Below are 14,639 nucleotides of genomic sequence, written 5' to 3' on the forward strand. Positions count from 1 at the left end.
GCGTCAGCAAAATTCAAACCTGGCCGGGGTCTTCTCTGGCCGGGTCATTTGCCCAGTCGACGGCTTCAAACGCAGATTGGGTGTTTGGTGCTTTCACGAGATTGGGTATGGCTCCTGGGTCGTAGCTTCGCCATGGGCTCGACGTGATCGCCTTGCAATGCCAAATGCCATGCTCTTTAGGGGTGATCAAGCTTCCACGCGACCTTAACAGGCCGATCGTGTGAATGTGCCATGAAGAAAACCATAGCGGACCGGAAGGAACGATACAGTACTTGGCCCTACACAGTTTGTCGCCGGGTGTTTTGCGTATGTGGTCTGAATGGCGGAAGTCCTCGGTGAGGCCAGAATCGGGGTATCTCCATTCAACGCCTAGACGGATCAAACCTGTTGGCCGCTCACGAGTTAGGTCGAAAATCCTGCCTTTCTTGCTCCATACCAATTCGTCAATGTCGCACTGCAATACGGCGCGGGAACCGGAAAGAAATCTAATTCGCGCGATATTCAAAAGGGTGGTCTGCAAAAACTCGGTATTGTATCGTAGCTTTCCCTTTTTGTCGCGCGTCGCTAACCCGAAGCGAAATGGGGCAGATAACACAACAGGATCTGCGATCCCGCCCCTTTTTAGCGCATCACGAATATCGTCCAGACCATACCGGGAAGAAGCATTGTCAAAGAACAACATCTGCTCCAGCCCATGCACCTGGCAATGGTAACGGGCAAAATCTTCAATCCAGGTCAGGTCGTTGTCACGTGACAAGGTTACAGCCACGTTTTTCCCAGCGTGAGGGGCTGAATCTTGCTGGACCGAATTCACCGGAGACTCGACACTTGAACCGCCCCATTCGAACCTAAGGGTTTGTGGCTTCTTTGATGCCCGGATGATCAATGCATCATAGAATTCATGGGACTTCAGGCGGGGTTTTCCGACTTTGTCTTCATCCAGGTAAAACTGGCCTTCTCGGATCAAGTGGTACAGGCCGAACAGTTTGGGACAAAAAACCACCAGGTTGCCTCGGTCCCAAAATGCATCGTACCAGAACGTGTCATAGTCGTACACGTGCTCGGTATAGTCCGGGCCAACATGACCCGGTTTCATTTCGCGGCTCAGCCCAAGTTCCGTCAGGCTGCTGGAGGCAAAAACCGGATAGTGTTCTTGTGTCAATGTCGTTGCCTTAACCTTGCTGGCAATTTCAAATTGTTGCCGCCAACTTACATGCGCTTGGATCGCGAGATCTCCGGTATTTCTTGCGCTGGATTCAGTCGCCCGGATCCTTTGCCGGGTCATAGTGGTAATGAAAACAGGACAGTTTGTTCCCGTCAGGGTCACGCAGATAAGTGACATAGAAATCAGGAGCGTAATAGTCCCTAGTGCTCGGAGCGCCGGCGTCTGTGCCGCCATGCTCCAACCCCGCGGTGTGAAATTGTCTGACCGTTGCGGCGCTTTGCGTAGGAAATGCGATCATCGTCCCGTTGCTCACCTTGGCAGGGTTCCCGTCAAAGGGCGTGCATATCCAGAACCCGGTCCCATCGTCTGGTTCGGTTCCCCAACCCGCGCGATCATTGGTCCATCCCGGAAGGCGTGGCAGTTCCAGGACAGAAAAGATCGCGTCATAGAACGTAATGGCCCGCGACAGGTCATTTGTTCCATAGGTGGCGTAAAGGCGCACGGCTTCCCCCGATTTCGGGACAGTATCACACGTCTTTTATATCGGAGGGTTACAGAAAAACAGCACTGAAAGCTGTTTTTAGATCAGCGGGACAAAGGGCACATCACACGCTGCAAGCGTCATAATTGCGGCGAAAACCATAAACCTGCGCATTTGTTTTTTTCCTTCTGCTCTATCATAGAAAAGATGCGCGCCCGGCGACATAAGGTCAACGGGCGCGCGAAACGTTCGGTCATGTAAGCAGGTTAAGGCCGATCAGCCCTGCAGCGATCTAACCTCGACATCACCCTCGGCCTGCGCCTTGATCGCCAGCGCGGCGGCGTGGCTTGCGGCAGCCGTCGTGTAGTACGGGATCTTGTCATACAGTGCGATGGATCGGATGGCCTTGCTGTCCTCAACCGCTTGCGCACCTTCGGTGGTGTTCATCAACAGCTGAACCTGGCCGTCTTTCAACATGTCGACCACGTCCGGGCGGCCCTCATAGACCTTGTTGACGATCTCACAGGCAACGCCTTGCTCGGCCAACCAGCTTTGTGTGCCACGGGTCGCGACGAGCGAGAAGCCCTGTTCCGTCAGAACCTGAGCGGCTTCAAGCATGGCCGCACCCTTGTCGGCGTCCTTGATCGAGATAAACGCGCGACCCGAGGACGGCAGAACCATGCCTGCGCCCATCTGCGCCTTGAGGAAGGCACGCGGGAAGTCGCGGTCCCAGCCCATGACCTCGCCGGTCGAGCGCATTTCCGGGCCCAGAATGGTGTCGACGCCCGGGAAGCGGGCAAAAGGCAAAACAGCCTCTTTCACCGAGAACCACGGCATGTCCGGATCGGCCAGCGTCATCTGGTCGGCAATCTTGGTGTCCTGACCTTCCTTATATGCGGGACGCATGGGAAAGTTCGACAGTTTCTCACCGGCCATGACGCGCGCTGCAATCGAAGCAATCGCACTGTCGGTCGCCTTGGCCACAAACGGTACTGTCCGCGAGGCGCGCGGGTTCACTTCGATCAGGTAAATCTCATCGTCCTTGATCGCGAACTGCACATTCATCAGGCCGACAACGTTCAGCGCTTTGGCCAGCTTGAACGTCTGACCCTTGATCTGATCGATAATCTCTGACGACAAAGAGTAGGGCGGCAGCGAACAGGCCGAGTCGCCGGAATGGACGCCCGCCTCTTCGATATGCTGCATGATGCCGGCCACATGCACGTCGGTGCCATCGCACAGCGCATCCACGTCCAGCTCAACTGCACCGGCCAAGTAGCTGTCCAGCAGCACTGGGCTGTCGCCCGAGACGACCACAGCCTCGTTGATGTAGCGCCTCAGTTGATCCATATCGCGCACGATTTCCATCGCGCGACCGCCCAGAACGTAAGAGGGGCGGATCACCAGCGGGAAACCGATCTCTTCAGCAATATCCAGCGCCTGCGCGTCGGTTGAAGCGATGCCGTTTCTGGGCTGTTTCAGGCCCAGATCATTGACCAGCGCCTGAAAGCGTTCACGGTCTTCGGCCAGGTCGATGGCATCCGGAGTGGTGCCCAGGATCGGAATGCCTTCGGCTTCCAGCGCGTTGGCCAGTTTCAGAGGGGTTTGACCGCCGTACTGAACGATCACACCATGCAACGTGCCGTTTTCCTGTTCTTTCGTCAGGATTTCCATGACGTGTTCAAAAGTCAGCGGTTCAAAATACAGACGATCCGAGGTGTCATAGTCGGTCGACACGGTCTCGGGGTTGCAGTTGATCATGATGGTTTCATAACCAGCCTCGGTCAGCGCAAAACAGGCGTGGCAGCAGCAATAATCGAACTCGATGCCCTGACCAATCCGATTCGGGCCACCGCCGAGGATGACGACTTTCTTACGGTCAGACGGACGCGCCTCGCATTCAACGTCACCCATCATGGGGGCTTCGTAGGTCGAGTACATATAGGGCGTCTGCGCCTCGAACTCGGCGGCGCAGGTGTCAATGCGTTTGAACACGGCTGTAACGCCCAGATTGCGGCGCGCCCGGCGGACGTTGTCTTCGTCACGACCTGTCAGATTGCCCAAACGCGCGTCAGTAAAGCCCAGCATCTTGAGCTTGCGGATGCCTTCCTCGGTCACGGGCAGGCCGTCTTTGCGCACTTGGCGTTCGGCTTCGATGATGTCGCGGATACGGGCAAGGAACCAAGGGTCGAACTTGGTTACACCGAAGATCTCATCATCGGTCAGCCCGTGGCGCATGGCTTGCGCGATGGTGCGCAGACGGTCAGGGGTCTGCTGGCTGATTGCCTTGATAACGGCGGCCTTGTCGTCGACTTCGTCCCAGACGCCAACGTTCAGGCCGGGGATTTCGATCTCATCAAACCCGGTCAGGCCCGATTCCATTGAAGCCAGCGCCTTTTGCATCGATTCGTGAATCGTGCGGCCGATGGACATCGCCTCACCCACCGATTTCATGGCGGTGGTCAGGTAGGGCTCGGACCCAGGGAATTTCTCGAACGCGAATTTCGGGATCTTGGTGACGACATAGTCGATGGTCGGCTCGAACGAGGCCGGGGTGACCTTGGTGATGTCGTTGTCCAGCTCGTCCAGCGTATAACCGACGGCCAGCTTGGCCGCGATCTTGGCAATCGGGAAACCGGTTGCCTTTGACGCCAGCGCCGAAGACCGCGATACGCGCGGGTTCATCTCGATCACGACCATCCGTCCGTCGACCGGGTTGATCGCCCATTGCACGTTCGATCCGCCGGTCTCGACGCCGATCTCCCGCAGCACGGCAATCGAGTGATTGCGCATGACCTGGTATTCTTTGTCGGTCAGCGTCAGCGCCGGGGCAACGGTGATCGAGTCACCCGTGTGCACACCCATTGGGTCGATGTTTTCGATGGAGCAGACGATGATGGCGTTGTCGGCGGTGTCGCGCACCACTTCCATCTCGTATTCTTTCCAACCCAAAAGGCTTTCGTCGATCAGGATCTGGCCCACTGGCGAGGCATCCATGCCGGTGCGACAAATATGGATATAGTCTTCGCGGTTATACGCCACGCCGCCGCCGGTGCCGCCCAGGGTAAAGGCGGGGCGGATGATGGCGGGTAAGCCCACATTTTCAAGGGTTTCAAGGGCCAGCGCCACAGCGGCGTCCAGGTCTTTCTTGCCGTTCTCGTTCTTGGGGGCAGTGACGATCTCGGCCTTTGGGTTTTCAATGCCCAGCCGGTCCATCGCCTCGCGGAACAGGGCGCGGTCTTCGGCCATTTCGATGGCGTCGCGCTTGGCGCCGATCATCTCGACGCTGAACTTGTCCAGCACACCCATCTCTTCCAGCGCGAGCGAGGTGTTCAGGCCGGTCTGCCCGCCCATGGTGGGCAGCAGCGCGTCGGGGCGTTCTTTTTCAATGATCTTGGCGACAACTTCGGGCGTGATCGGTTCGATATATGTCGCGTCGGCCAGCCCGGGGTCGGTCATGATCGTGGCAGGGTTTGAGTTCACCAGAATAACCCGGTACCCTTCTTCCCGTAGTGCCTTGCAGGCCTGAGCGCCGGAATAGTCGAACTCGCAAGCCTGACCAATAACAATGGGGCCCGCCCCGATGATCATGATCGACTGAATGTCGGTTCTTCTCGGCATGGCCACGTTCCTTCGATTGTCCGCGATTCAGGGCGCCCCCAAGCGCCCAAATTGTCCTGCGTTATAGGGACCGCGCGAAAAGGTGCAAGGGGGATCGGAAACAGGGGCGAAATTGCCGCTTTCCCCCCTTTCCCTTGGCGGCGTATTCTCTATACCGCGCAGCACGACAAATGAGGATGCAATTGCGTATTCGTTTTGATCAGGGGCCAGCCGGGTCAGGAACCAGTTTTGACAGGCCAGCCGAAATGATCCGCGCGGACAATGCGGAGGACGTGCCCCAGGCGTTGGCGGCGCTGGACGAGGCGCGCGCGCAAGGCGCATGGTTGGCCGGCTATGCCAGTTATGAGCTGGGGTACGTGCTTGAGCCGCGCCTGTCTGAGCGCATGCCAGATGGCCGCCGGCTGCCTTTACTATGCTTTGGCGTTTATGATCGCCCCATTCAGAGTGAACTGCCCGCTGCATCCGGCGGCGTGACCCATTTTGAACCGCGCTGGGATGAGGCGCGGTACACGCAGGCGTTTCAACACGTGCATGACGCCATTGGGGCAGGGGATATCTATCAGGCCAACCTGACATTCCCGATTGATATGACCATACAGGGCGACAGCGCCGCGCTTTATGCCGCGCTCACGGCCGGACAGCCCGTGGGTCACGGCGCGCTGATCCAGCAGGATGGGTTGCCCGATCTACTCAGCCGGTCTCCCGAGCTGTTCTTTCGCACAAACGCGGACCGCGGAATCGAAACCCGCCCAATGAAGGGGACCCAACCCCGCAGCGAGGATATGGCTGAAGACGCCCGGCGTCGCGCGTTCCTGGCGATCGACGAAAAGAACCGGGCTGAAAATCTGATGATCGTCGACCTGTTGCGCAACGATATCAGCCGCGTCGCGATGCCCGGATCTGTCAAGGTGCCTGAGCTGTTCAAGGTCGAGACCTATGCGACCGTGCATCAGATGATCTCGCTGGTGCAGGCGCAGCTACATATGGGCGCCGAGCTGTCCGATATCCTGACTGCTCTGTTTCCCTGCGGTTCCATCACCGGTGCCCCCAAAATTCGTGCCATGGAGATTCTGTCCGATCTCGAACCCTGGCCTCGCGATGTTTATTGCGGTGCGATCGGCTGGGCCGCGCCGGACGGGCGTTCCGAATTCAACGTGGCGATCCGGACGCTGATGGTCGAAGATGGCGCGGCCACCCTCAATGTCGGCGGTGGAGTGATCTGGGACAGCACGGCCCCATCGGAATATGAGGAAGCGCTATGGAAAGCTCGCTTTGCCCACCAGCTGACCCTGACTTCCGCCTGATCGAAACACTCGCCTTTCGACCCGGGCAAGGGTTTGTTCGCCGGAATCGACATCTATCCCGTATGGCTCGGTCAGCTGCGGCCATGGACATTCCTTTCGATGCGGGCGCGGCCATCCAAGCACTGGACACTGTCGCAGGGCAATCACCTCTGCGGTGCCGGCTTACGCTGGCAGTTGATGGAACATACGATGTGACAACCGGAGTACTGGCCGATAACCCACCATTATGGCGGGTCGCGGTCACCAAAATGCGGCTTTCCGCGTCGGATGTTTGGTTGCAGCACAAGACGACACAACGCTCTGTTTATGACACGGCCCGCGCATCGCTGCCGGACGGAATAGACGAATTTCTGTTCCTGAACGAACGTGACGAGCTGTGCGAAGGGACCATCACCAACCTGTTCCTGCACATGCCGGACGGCCGACGTCTGACGCCAAAGCTGACCTGCGGTTTGCTTCCGGGAATTCTGCGTGAAGAACTGCTTGATAATAAACAGGTTACCGAAAGCGTCTTGTTCTTGACCGATCTGAAAAATGCGGAAAAAGTTTTCGTAGGGAATTCCTTACGTGGCCTGATCCGGGCGGAGTTGGCGGTATTGTGAGCAAACAAAGTGATTGGGCGCATGACGGGTCGCTTCACCTGCGGTTACGGCTGGAGTTCGGTCTGTTCTTTGTCGCAGTACCAGTTCTGATTGCAGTCTTCTTCCCTCCGAATTGGATGTTTCCGTCGCTGTTCACCTTCACGGCCATCGGTATCATCCTGCTCCACTACACACCTGGCTTTTCCTGGGCCGAACTTCGGTACAACTGGCGCAATTGGACGTGGCGCGAGCTCGCTCTTTTCACTGTCGCCATGGCGGCGTTTTGCTCGGCGGTCGTCATGGCGATGCGACCGGATGTTGCATTTCGCATGCTTATCTACCGGCCCGAATTCCTGGCTGTGATCTGGCTGGCTTACCCGATTGCTTCGGCCCTTCCGCAAGAGCTTTTGTTCCGGTCGCTGTTCTTCCGCCGCTACCAGGCGATCCTGCCAAACGGGAAGGCGGCTTACCTGCTGAACGCGTCCCTGTTTTCGCTGGCCCACCTGATGTACTGGAGCTGGATCGTCGCCGTCATGACCTTTGGCGGAGGGCTGTTGTTCACCTGGGCCTACCGCCAACGCGGGTCGTTTTTCTACGCGGTCCTGCTGCACGCGATTGCGGGAAATATCATCTTTGCGGCCGGTCTGGGCATCTATTTCTATTCCGGCAACGTGCAAAGGCCGTTTTGACGGCGCGACCTGCCTTGACTTTCCAAGCCTGACAGGGTGTACCGGCGCGACGAATTCTGCGCCCGAAGGGATAAATCCATGCACGCCTACCGCAGCCACACCTGCGCCGCACTGACCGCCGCCAATGTCGGCGAAACCGTCCGCCTGTCCGGTTGGGTGCATCGGGTACGAGATCACGGCGGCGTGCTGTTCATCGATCTGCGCGACCATTTCGGCGTGACACAGGTTCTGTGTGACGGCGACAGTGCAGCCTTTGCCGAGCTTGAGAAAGTACGTTCGGAATGGTGTATCCGCATCGACGGCAACGTCAAGGCACGTGACCCGGAACTGGTGAACTCGAAACTGCCGACCGGCGAGATCGAAGTTTACGTTCGGGAGCTTGAGGTTCTGGGTGCTGCCGACGAACTGCCGCTGATGGTGTTCGGCGATCAGGAATACCCCGAGGAAACGCGCCTGCGTTATCGCTATCTGGACCTGCGCCGCGAGGCGATGCAGAACAACATGACGCTGCGCTCGGACGTCGTATCGTCGATGCGCCGCCGCATGTGGGATAAAGGGTTCCGCGAATATCAGACGCCGATCATCACCGCCTCGTCGCCCGAAGGTGCACGTGACTTTCTGGTGCCGTCGCGCCTGCATCCGGGCAAGTTCTACGCGCTGCCACAGGCCCCGCAGCAGTTCAAACAGCTGATCATGGTGTCGGGCTTCGACAAGTATTTTCAGATCGCGCCCTGCTTCCGGGACGAAGACCCGCGCGCCGACCGCTCGCCCACCGATTTCTACCAGCTTGACCTTGAGATGTCGTTTGTCGAACAGCAGGACGTGTTCGACACGATCCAGCCGGTTCTGACCGGTGTGTTCGAAGAGTTCGGCGGAGGGCGTAAGGTCGATCAGGAATGGCTGCAGATTTCCTACAAGGATGCTGCATTGTGGTACGGTTCCGACAAGCCGGACCTGCGCAACCCTATTAAAATGCAAGTGGTCTCTGACCACTTCCGCGGGTCTGGCTTCGCGATTTTCGCGAAGCTACTGGAGCAGGAAGGCACCGAAATCCGCGCCATCCCCGCGCCGACCGGTGGTAGCCGTAAGTTCTGCGACCGCATGAACGCCTTTGCTCAGAAAGAGGGTCTGCCCGGCATGGGCTACATCTTCTGGCGCGATCAGGGCGAAGGGATGGAGGCCGCCGGTCCGCTGGCCAAGAATATCGGTCCTGAACGCACCGAGGCCATCCGTCAGCAATTGGGTCTGGGTGTCGGCGATGCGGCATTCTTCCTGGGTGGCAAGCCGAAAGCCTTTGAAAAGGTCGCTGGTAAAGCGCGTGATGTGATTGGTGAGGAACTGAACCTGACCGAGAAAGACCGCTTCGCCTTTGCCTGGATCGTGGATTTTCCGATCTACGAGCAGGACGAAGAATCCGGTGCCATCGACTTTGAACACAACCCGTTTTCGATGCCGCAAGGCGGAATGGAGGCTCTGGAAGGCAATCCTCTGGACGTGCGCGGCTATCAGTACGACCTCGCCTGTAACGGATATGAGCTTGTGTCGGGTGCGATCCGAAACCACAAGCCCGAGATCATGCTGAAGGCCTTTGAGCTGGCAGGCTATGGCGAGGATGAAGTCAAAAGCCGCTTTGGTGCGCTGTTCAACGCCTTCCATTATGGTGCCCCGCCGCACGGTGGCTGCGCCGCTGGTATCGACCGTATCGTGATGCTGCTGGCCGATGAAGCCAACATCCGCGAGGTCATGATGTTCCCCATGAACCAGCGTGCCGAGGACCTGATGATGGACGCACCATCCGATCCGACTTCGGATCAGATGATGGAGCTGGGCCTGCGGATCATCCCTCAGGACTAAAAATGACAAAACCCGCTGCTTACCCTGCAGTGGGTTTTGTCATGGCTTGCGCTTGTGCAAAGGTCATGGCTATGGACCGGTATTCATAGCTTGGTCGCAGGTCTGCGTAGCCTGTTTGTTGGCGACCTATTCCCATGGGTCCCTAAATGACTTCCGGCTGGAGCGAATATCGCGGGCGGTGGCGCGGGTTTGCCAGTAGACCCAAAGGCACAGGATCGTTGCAGTTATGAAGTAAGCGGTCGTCATCTCAAATCGCCTCACGCTGTTGCAAACGGGTCTGCACAATCCCGGCGACCTGAGCGGCCACGGCCGTTATTGGGGTCCCGCCTGCCCGGGACTCGGCAAGCCGCTGCGCCGCTTCTGCCAGAACTGTATCGTCGGCATCGCGGGCGACCCCGCGCAGAAACTGTGCCGCGTAATCCAGCGTGCGCTGATCATTCGGACTGGCTAGAATGTCGGCGATATGGGCCATGTCATCCTGATAGGCCATCGGATCGGCGTGAATCACCTCATCCCGGACGGCATGCAGGCTGTAGGGGCGGCGATCTTCGGGCAAACGCACGAGGACGGATGTCTGAAAATAGGCCAGCGATTTTAGGGGTTTCGCCAGAAACCCATCAGCACCGGCCCGCATTGCGGTGCGTTTCATGTGGTCATCCCCGGACATGCCAAGAATGGCCCCAATACGGGGCGCAGCCTCAGACAGGTCGGCGATCAGATCCGCGCCGGACCCGTCCGGCAGACCCATGTCCACGATGATGACAGAGGGGCGGTAAATCTGCAGGTGACGCCGTGCCGATTGCAGGCAATCCGCCCGCCTGATGCGCGCGCCGCTGTGTAGGCACATCAACCGGATGGCGTCGCAGGCATAGCGGCTGTCTTCCACAACCAGAATGGTTTGTCCCAGCAGAGGCCGCGTGGCCGTCGGCTGCGCGGGAGAGGCGAAGGGGCTCGAATCGTCCATGGCGGAACTCCTAATCAGCAGATGCCTCACGCTAGGAACTTCTGGCTAACAGGGCGTTAACGGCAATTTGGCGCACTTGTTCTTTGTTCAATCACCCCCCATAACCGCTGCAACGCAGAATAGAGGAGAGTTCCATGATTGGTCGACTGAACCACGTAGCCATTGCCGTACCCGATCTTGAGGCTGCCTCTGAGCAGTACCGCAACGCGCTGGGCGCGAAAGTCGGCGCGCCACAGGATGAGCCGGATCACGGCGTCACAGTTGTGTTCATCGAACTGCCCAATACCAAGATTGAACTGCTTTATCCGATGGGCGATGACAGCCCGATCAACGGGTTTCTGGAAAAGAACCCCGCTGGCGGCATCCACCATGTCTGCTATGAAGTCGAGGATATCATCGCTGCCCGCGATCACCTGAAAGAAACCGGCGCGCGCGTGCTGGGTTCGGGTGAGCCAAAGATCGGTGCGCATGGTAAACCGGTGCTGTTCCTGCACCCTAAAGATTTTAACGGCTGCCTGGTCGAGCTGGAACAGGTGTAACCTAACCCCGGAGGGGATGAGATGTCGATTACTGGTGCGGCCGTTCTGTTCGCCGTGATCTGGTTCATGACTTTGCTGGTGGTGCTGCCAATCCGCATCAAGACGCAGGGCGATCTGGGTGACATCGTTCCGGGCACCCATGCGGGCGCACCGGAAGAGCATCACCTGAAGAAAAAGATGTGGATCACCACCGGTATCACTGTGGTGCTCTGGGCCATCATCGCAGGCATCATCCTGTCCGGCGTGATTTCCGTGCGTGATTTCGACTGGCTGAACCAGCTGGAGCCGCAGCGCTGATCTTTAAGCCATAGGCCCTGATAGCCTGTGGTAGATATGGGTAAATGTTGCGACCCCAAGGATTGGGATCACAAGGTTCACCAGCGGCACGGATAGCGGGATCGCCATCAAAATGCCTGCCAACCAGATGGTCGTTGCGTGTTTGGCGCGCAGCTTACGTGCGCCTTCACGACCCAACCTGCGCATGGCAGCCAACGTAAAGTATTCCCGCCCCAATAAGAAACCGTTCATGCCCCAGAAGATGAAGGGGGCAAGCGGAGTAAAGATCGCATAGAGGATCAACGCCAGCAGGTTGGCAACGACCAGAACCCCCATGAACCTCAGCCCGTCGCGCAGGCTTTCGCTGAACGGAATGCCGGGTACGGCTGGCAATGTTGGGTAATGCTTGTCTTCAACCGCTTGCGCGACGTCTTCCAGAAACATCGACGTAATCGCCGAGGCCACCGGAACCATCAGAAATATTGGCAGGATCAGGACGACAAAGATGCCGGAATAGTTCAGCACGTCGTTCAGCCACGGCACGGCCCCGATAAAGGGCAGAGAGATCTCGTTCCCTGAAAGCCGGTTGACCAGCCAGATTGCCAAAGCACAGGCGGCGATCAGCAAAACGATCGTCAGACCAACGCCGCGCAACAGGACAGCCCGGAACTTTGGATCGCCGATCTGTCCCAGCGCTGTAAAAAAGGCGTTGAGAATGGTCATTCCGAAACCCACTGGGTCAACCCATCCACGTCAGGGCGGGGCCTTTCGGGCGGTGCATTGCCCTCGGTCGCGATATGGATCAGACCCGCGACGCGCTCATTTTCTTGCAGCCCGAACGCCTTTTGGCAAAAACCCCGATCGTGGGTCTGCCAACCGGACAGCCAGTTCGCGCCCCAACCCGCGGCAAGGGCGGCGTTCAGCAGGGCTAGGCACACTGCGCCAGCGGAATAGGTTTGTTCGATTGCAGGGATTTTCGCGGACGGTTTTTGCACCTCGATCACGGCGACCGCCAGATGGCCCATGTCGAACTGACTGCGGGCTTTGGCGATATCCTCAGCAGTTTTGCCAAGGGCAGCGCCACAATCTTCGGTCAGCTGCGCCAGGCGCGGCATGGCACCTTTCTCAAGCACGATAAAACGCCAGGGTTCCAGCTTGCCATGATCCGGGCTGCGTGCGGCGGCGGTCAGCAGGGGCAATAGCTGTTCCCGCGTGGGGGCGGGTTCAATCAGCGTTTTTGCAGGTCGCGACCGGCGCGATTGCAGAAACTCCAGAGCGGCCGGATTCTTCAAGGACATATGTTAACTTCCTTTACATAGGCGGTTGTGTATGTGGTTGAACATCTGGCGGGTTTCAAGGGCAAGTGGCTGGATGCAGGAGATCAATTTCACTCCCTGAGCGTTCGTGCAAGGGTGTTCAAGAAGAAGAGAGGGAAGATGGCCAAACCAAAGCTGCGAAATGTACCGGATCTGAGCGCGCACGCCGTACCCGATGAAGGGATCGAAGTCCGGGTCACGCCGAAAGCTGCGAAGGATGGGATTTTAACCGATCAGGGAAACATTCGCATCGCCGTCACCGCGCCGCCCGAAAACGGCAAGGCAAACGAGGCGGTGCGCAACATATTGGCCGTGGCCATGGGGGTCGCACCGTCCACTCTGATCCTCAGGCGGGGGAAGACGTCACGCGACAAGGTATTTGTCTATTCACCCTGATCCGGTGTTTCCCGGATTTGGTACACGCCTTCCGGCAAGTCCAAAGCCGCTGCCAGATCGCGCACCTGTTCAGGGGACAACGTGATCCTCTGAATCTGATCCGTGCGCGGGTCCAATTGTTCAAGCGTCACACATTCGGCGAAGCTGTTGATGACGACATCCTCTTGCAAAGGCTTTGGGCCTTCGTCCACCAGAGTAATGACTGTCGAGTCGAATTCATGCTCAATCGAAAACATGAAAGCAGAGTGCAGGTCAGTCGAATGCAATGCAACCCGTACCGTGCCAATCGGCCTGTGGTGATCGCCGCAGCTCCGCGTTATGGTCGTGAAAACGGGCCAACCGTTTCAAAGGATTATGAATGCGCCGTCTGATCTGTTTGTTTCTTTCCTTGTTGCTGGCGGCGTGCAGCGCCAATTCATTTCGTGTTCAAACCGCTGCCGAATGGGCGCAGGAGGTCCAGGAGTTTAAGGCCGAAGCCGAAATGTTCCAGCAGGTCAGTAGGCAGGTTGGGGAACAGGCGCGCAAGGAATGTCTGCGGCGGTCAAACGTGACAAATTGCGAATTTACGACTTTGGTTGATCTGAACCCGAATGCTCAGGCCAATGCCTTTCAAACGCTGGACAACAAGAAACAGCCGGTCATCATTTTTACCCGAGCGTTGATCGAGTCCGCGGACAACGCAGATGAGCTGGCTTTTGTGATGGGGCACGAAGCAGCGCATCACATCCTGCGGCACATTCCGAGACAGTCCAAGAACGCACAGGACAGCGCTGCCATCTTCGGTGAACTGGCACGGTTGGGTGGCGCGGACGGTGAGGGTATTGAAGAGGCACAGAAATTGGGGGCAGAGGTCGGGGCGCAGGTCTATATCAAAGACTTCGAACTGGAGGCCGACCAGTTGGGTACAATCATTACTTTTAACGCAGGCTATAACCCGTTGATCGGCGCAAAATACTTTGAACGCATTCCCGACCCGGGCGATCAGTTCCTAGGCACACACCCCCCCAATGCACAACGCGTTAAGATGGTCAGGAACACCGCGCGACAGCTTGGACTGACGCAATGAGCTCCACGATACGGCTGGGCGTAATCCTGACGGATCGCGGATCAAAATACGCGGTGTCTGGGTCTGCGGTGCAAACGCGCGAAGACGTGGATGCCGTGCTGCAAGACCTCAAGTCCGACAAAGCCTATGCCAAGGCGACGCATAATACCTGGGCGGCGATCTTGCCGACAGGGGCTCTCAAGGCCGACGACGGAGAAAGCGGTGCCGGAATGGTCATCCTGCGCATGCTCGAAAGGGCTGGACTGGAGGGCCACGTCATCATTGTCACCCGCTGGTACGGGGGCAAAAAACTGGGCGGTGACCGCTTTCGCAGGGTGCAGGACGCCACCCGCGCCTATCTAGACCATATCGGCGCCGGGTCTTGACCTGAGTCAAATGCCTGTTCGG

Annotated in this window: 16 protein-coding genes; 9 read left to right on the forward strand and 7 right to left on the reverse strand. The window is 58.0% G+C overall.

The window, feature by feature from the left end; genetic code table 11:
• Window positions 1–13 precede the first annotated feature (13 nt).
• The 3 genes from DS906_RS09165 to carB all read right to left on the reverse strand — a co-directional run bounded on the left by DS906_RS09165 (window position 14) and on the right by carB (window position 5,267).
• Window positions 14–1,285 (reverse strand): hypothetical protein, encoded by a 1,272-nt coding sequence (locus tag DS906_RS09165; protein WP_113789870.1) that lies wholly within the window; start codon window positions 1,283–1,285, stop codon window positions 14–16.
• Window positions 1,257–1,667 carry a VOC family protein gene (locus tag DS906_RS09170; protein ID WP_113789871.1) on the reverse strand — a complete coding sequence of 137 codons (411 nt, stop codon included), beginning with the start codon at window positions 1,665–1,667 and terminating at the stop codon, window positions 1,257–1,259. Before DS906_RS09170 ends, DS906_RS09165 begins: the two co-directional genes overlap by 29 nt.
• A gap of 255 nt (window positions 1,668–1,922) precedes the next feature.
• The gene (carB, locus tag DS906_RS09175; protein ID WP_113789872.1) at window positions 1,923–5,267 is read right to left on the reverse strand and encodes a carbamoyl-phosphate synthase large subunit; all 3,345 of its coding nucleotides are present in this window, start codon (window positions 5,265–5,267) and stop codon (window positions 1,923–1,925) included.
• A gap of 176 nt (window positions 5,268–5,443) precedes the next feature.
• Between carB and DS906_RS09180 the strand changes: the two genes are divergently transcribed.
• From DS906_RS09180 to aspS, 4 genes are all read left to right on the forward strand, one after another.
• Window positions 5,444–6,571 carry an aminodeoxychorismate synthase component I gene (locus DS906_RS09180; RefSeq protein WP_113789873.1) on the forward strand — a complete coding sequence of 376 codons (1,128 nt, stop codon included), beginning with the start codon at window positions 5,444–5,446 and terminating at the stop codon, window positions 6,569–6,571.
• Window positions 6,526–7,173, forward strand: a complete 648-nt coding sequence (locus DS906_RS09185; RefSeq protein WP_113789874.1) for an aminotransferase class IV family protein — start codon at window positions 6,526–6,528, stop codon at window positions 7,171–7,173. Before DS906_RS09180 ends, DS906_RS09185 begins: the two co-directional genes overlap by 46 nt.
• Window positions 7,170–7,841 (forward strand): CPBP family intramembrane glutamic endopeptidase, encoded by a 672-nt coding sequence (locus DS906_RS09190; RefSeq protein WP_233494741.1) that lies wholly within the window; start codon window positions 7,170–7,172, stop codon window positions 7,839–7,841. Before DS906_RS09185 ends, DS906_RS09190 begins: the two co-directional genes overlap by 4 nt.
• A gap of 78 nt (window positions 7,842–7,919) precedes the next feature.
• Complete coding sequence (aspS, locus tag DS906_RS09195) at window positions 7,920–9,695, forward strand: aspartate--tRNA ligase (protein ID WP_113789875.1); 1,776 nt, start codon at window positions 7,920–7,922, stop codon at window positions 9,693–9,695.
• Window positions 9,696–9,942: 247 nt separating this feature from the next.
• On the opposite strand, the gene DS906_RS09200 is transcribed toward aspS, so the two are convergent.
• Entirely contained in the window at window positions 9,943–10,659 is a 717-nt protein-coding gene (locus tag DS906_RS09200; RefSeq protein WP_113789876.1) for a response regulator, read from the reverse strand.
• A 134-nt stretch (window positions 10,660–10,793) separates the two neighbouring features.
• On the opposite strand from DS906_RS09200, the gene mce reads away from it, so the two are divergent.
• Both mce and DS906_RS09210 read left to right on the forward strand, forming a co-directional pair.
• Window positions 10,794–11,198, forward strand: coding sequence for a methylmalonyl-CoA epimerase (gene mce, locus DS906_RS09205; protein WP_058275955.1), 405 nt, complete (start codon window positions 10,794–10,796; stop codon window positions 11,196–11,198).
• A gap of 21 nt (window positions 11,199–11,219) precedes the next feature.
• Window positions 11,220–11,495: a DUF1467 family protein gene (locus DS906_RS09210; RefSeq protein WP_113789877.1), complete on the forward strand. Its 276-nt coding sequence runs from the start codon at window positions 11,220–11,222 to the stop codon at window positions 11,493–11,495.
• Window positions 11,496–11,498: 3 nt separating this feature from the next.
• Here the strand turns inward: DS906_RS09210 and DS906_RS09215 are convergent, their stop codons facing one another.
• A complete protein-coding gene (locus DS906_RS09215; protein ID WP_113789878.1) occupies window positions 11,499–12,197 on the reverse strand; it encodes an EI24 domain-containing protein in 699 nt (232 codons plus the stop codon).
• Window positions 12,194–12,772: a nitroreductase family protein gene (locus tag DS906_RS09220; RefSeq protein ID WP_113789879.1), complete on the reverse strand. Its 579-nt coding sequence runs from the start codon at window positions 12,770–12,772 to the stop codon at window positions 12,194–12,196. Before DS906_RS09220 ends, DS906_RS09215 begins: the two co-directional genes overlap by 4 nt.
• A 33-nt stretch (window positions 12,773–12,805) precedes the next feature.
• Here DS906_RS09220 and DS906_RS09225 point away from each other — a divergent pair, with 33 nt between their 5' ends.
• On the forward strand, window positions 12,806–13,186 hold the full coding sequence (locus DS906_RS09225) for a DUF167 domain-containing protein (protein WP_369934448.1): 381 nt from the start codon (window positions 12,806–12,808) through the stop codon (window positions 13,184–13,186).
• Here DS906_RS09225 and DS906_RS09230 read toward each other — a convergent pair.
• A complete protein-coding gene (locus DS906_RS09230) occupies window positions 13,174–13,422 on the reverse strand; it encodes a hypothetical protein (protein WP_108859312.1) in 249 nt (82 codons plus the stop codon). The genes DS906_RS09225 and DS906_RS09230 overlap by 13 nt on opposite strands.
• A gap of 122 nt (window positions 13,423–13,544) precedes the next feature.
• Between DS906_RS09230 and DS906_RS09235 the strand changes: the two genes are divergently transcribed.
• Complete coding sequence (locus DS906_RS09235) at window positions 13,545–14,252, forward strand: M48 family metallopeptidase (protein ID WP_113789880.1); 708 nt, start codon at window positions 13,545–13,547, stop codon at window positions 14,250–14,252.
• Entirely contained in the window at window positions 14,249–14,617 is a 369-nt protein-coding gene (locus tag DS906_RS09240) for a YigZ family protein (RefSeq protein WP_113789881.1), read from the forward strand. The genes DS906_RS09235 and DS906_RS09240 overlap by 4 nt, the downstream gene beginning before the upstream one ends.
• The last annotated feature ends 22 nt before the right edge of the window (window positions 14,618–14,639 follow it).

The organism is Ruegeria sp. A3M17 (assembly GCF_003318255.1).
Classification (GTDB): Bacteria; Pseudomonadota; Alphaproteobacteria; order Rhodobacterales; family Rhodobacteraceae; genus Ruegeria.

Bases quoted from the DNA above. Each gene is read 5' to 3' on its own strand.
- DS906_RS09165 (WP_113789870.1), bottom strand. From the start codon at position 1,285: ATGACCCGGCAAAGGATCCGGGCGACTGAATCCAGCGCAAGAAATACC.
- carB (WP_113789872.1), bottom strand. From the start codon at position 5,267: ATGCCGAGAAGAACCGACATTCAGTCGATCATGATCATCGGGGCGGGC.
- DS906_RS09180 (WP_113789873.1), top strand. From the start codon at position 5,444: ATGCAATTGCGTATTCGTTTTGATCAGGGGCCAGCCGGGTCAGGAACC.
- DS906_RS09185 (WP_113789874.1), top strand. From the start codon at position 6,526: ATGGAAAGCTCGCTTTGCCCACCAGCTGACCCTGACTTCCGCCTGATC.
- aspS (WP_113789875.1), top strand. From the start codon at position 7,920: ATGCACGCCTACCGCAGCCACACCTGCGCCGCACTGACCGCCGCCAAT.
- DS906_RS09200 (WP_113789876.1), bottom strand. From the start codon at position 10,659: ATGGACGATTCGAGCCCCTTCGCCTCTCCCGCGCAGCCGACGGCCACG.
- mce (WP_058275955.1), top strand. From the start codon at position 10,794: ATGATTGGTCGACTGAACCACGTAGCCATTGCCGTACCCGATCTTGAG.
- DS906_RS09210 (WP_113789877.1), top strand. From the start codon at position 11,220: ATGTCGATTACTGGTGCGGCCGTTCTGTTCGCCGTGATCTGGTTCATG.
- DS906_RS09215 (WP_113789878.1), bottom strand. From the start codon at position 12,197: ATGACCATTCTCAACGCCTTTTTTACAGCGCTGGGACAGATCGGCGAT.
- DS906_RS09220 (WP_113789879.1), bottom strand. From the start codon at position 12,772: ATGTCCTTGAAGAATCCGGCCGCTCTGGAGTTTCTGCAATCGCGCCGG.
- DS906_RS09230 (WP_108859312.1), bottom strand. From the start codon at position 13,422: ATGTTTTCGATTGAGCATGAATTCGACTCGACAGTCATTACTCTGGTG.
- DS906_RS09235 (WP_113789880.1), top strand. From the start codon at position 13,545: ATGCGCCGTCTGATCTGTTTGTTTCTTTCCTTGTTGCTGGCGGCGTGC.
- DS906_RS09240 (WP_113789881.1), top strand. From the start codon at position 14,249: ATGAGCTCCACGATACGGCTGGGCGTAATCCTGACGGATCGCGGATCA.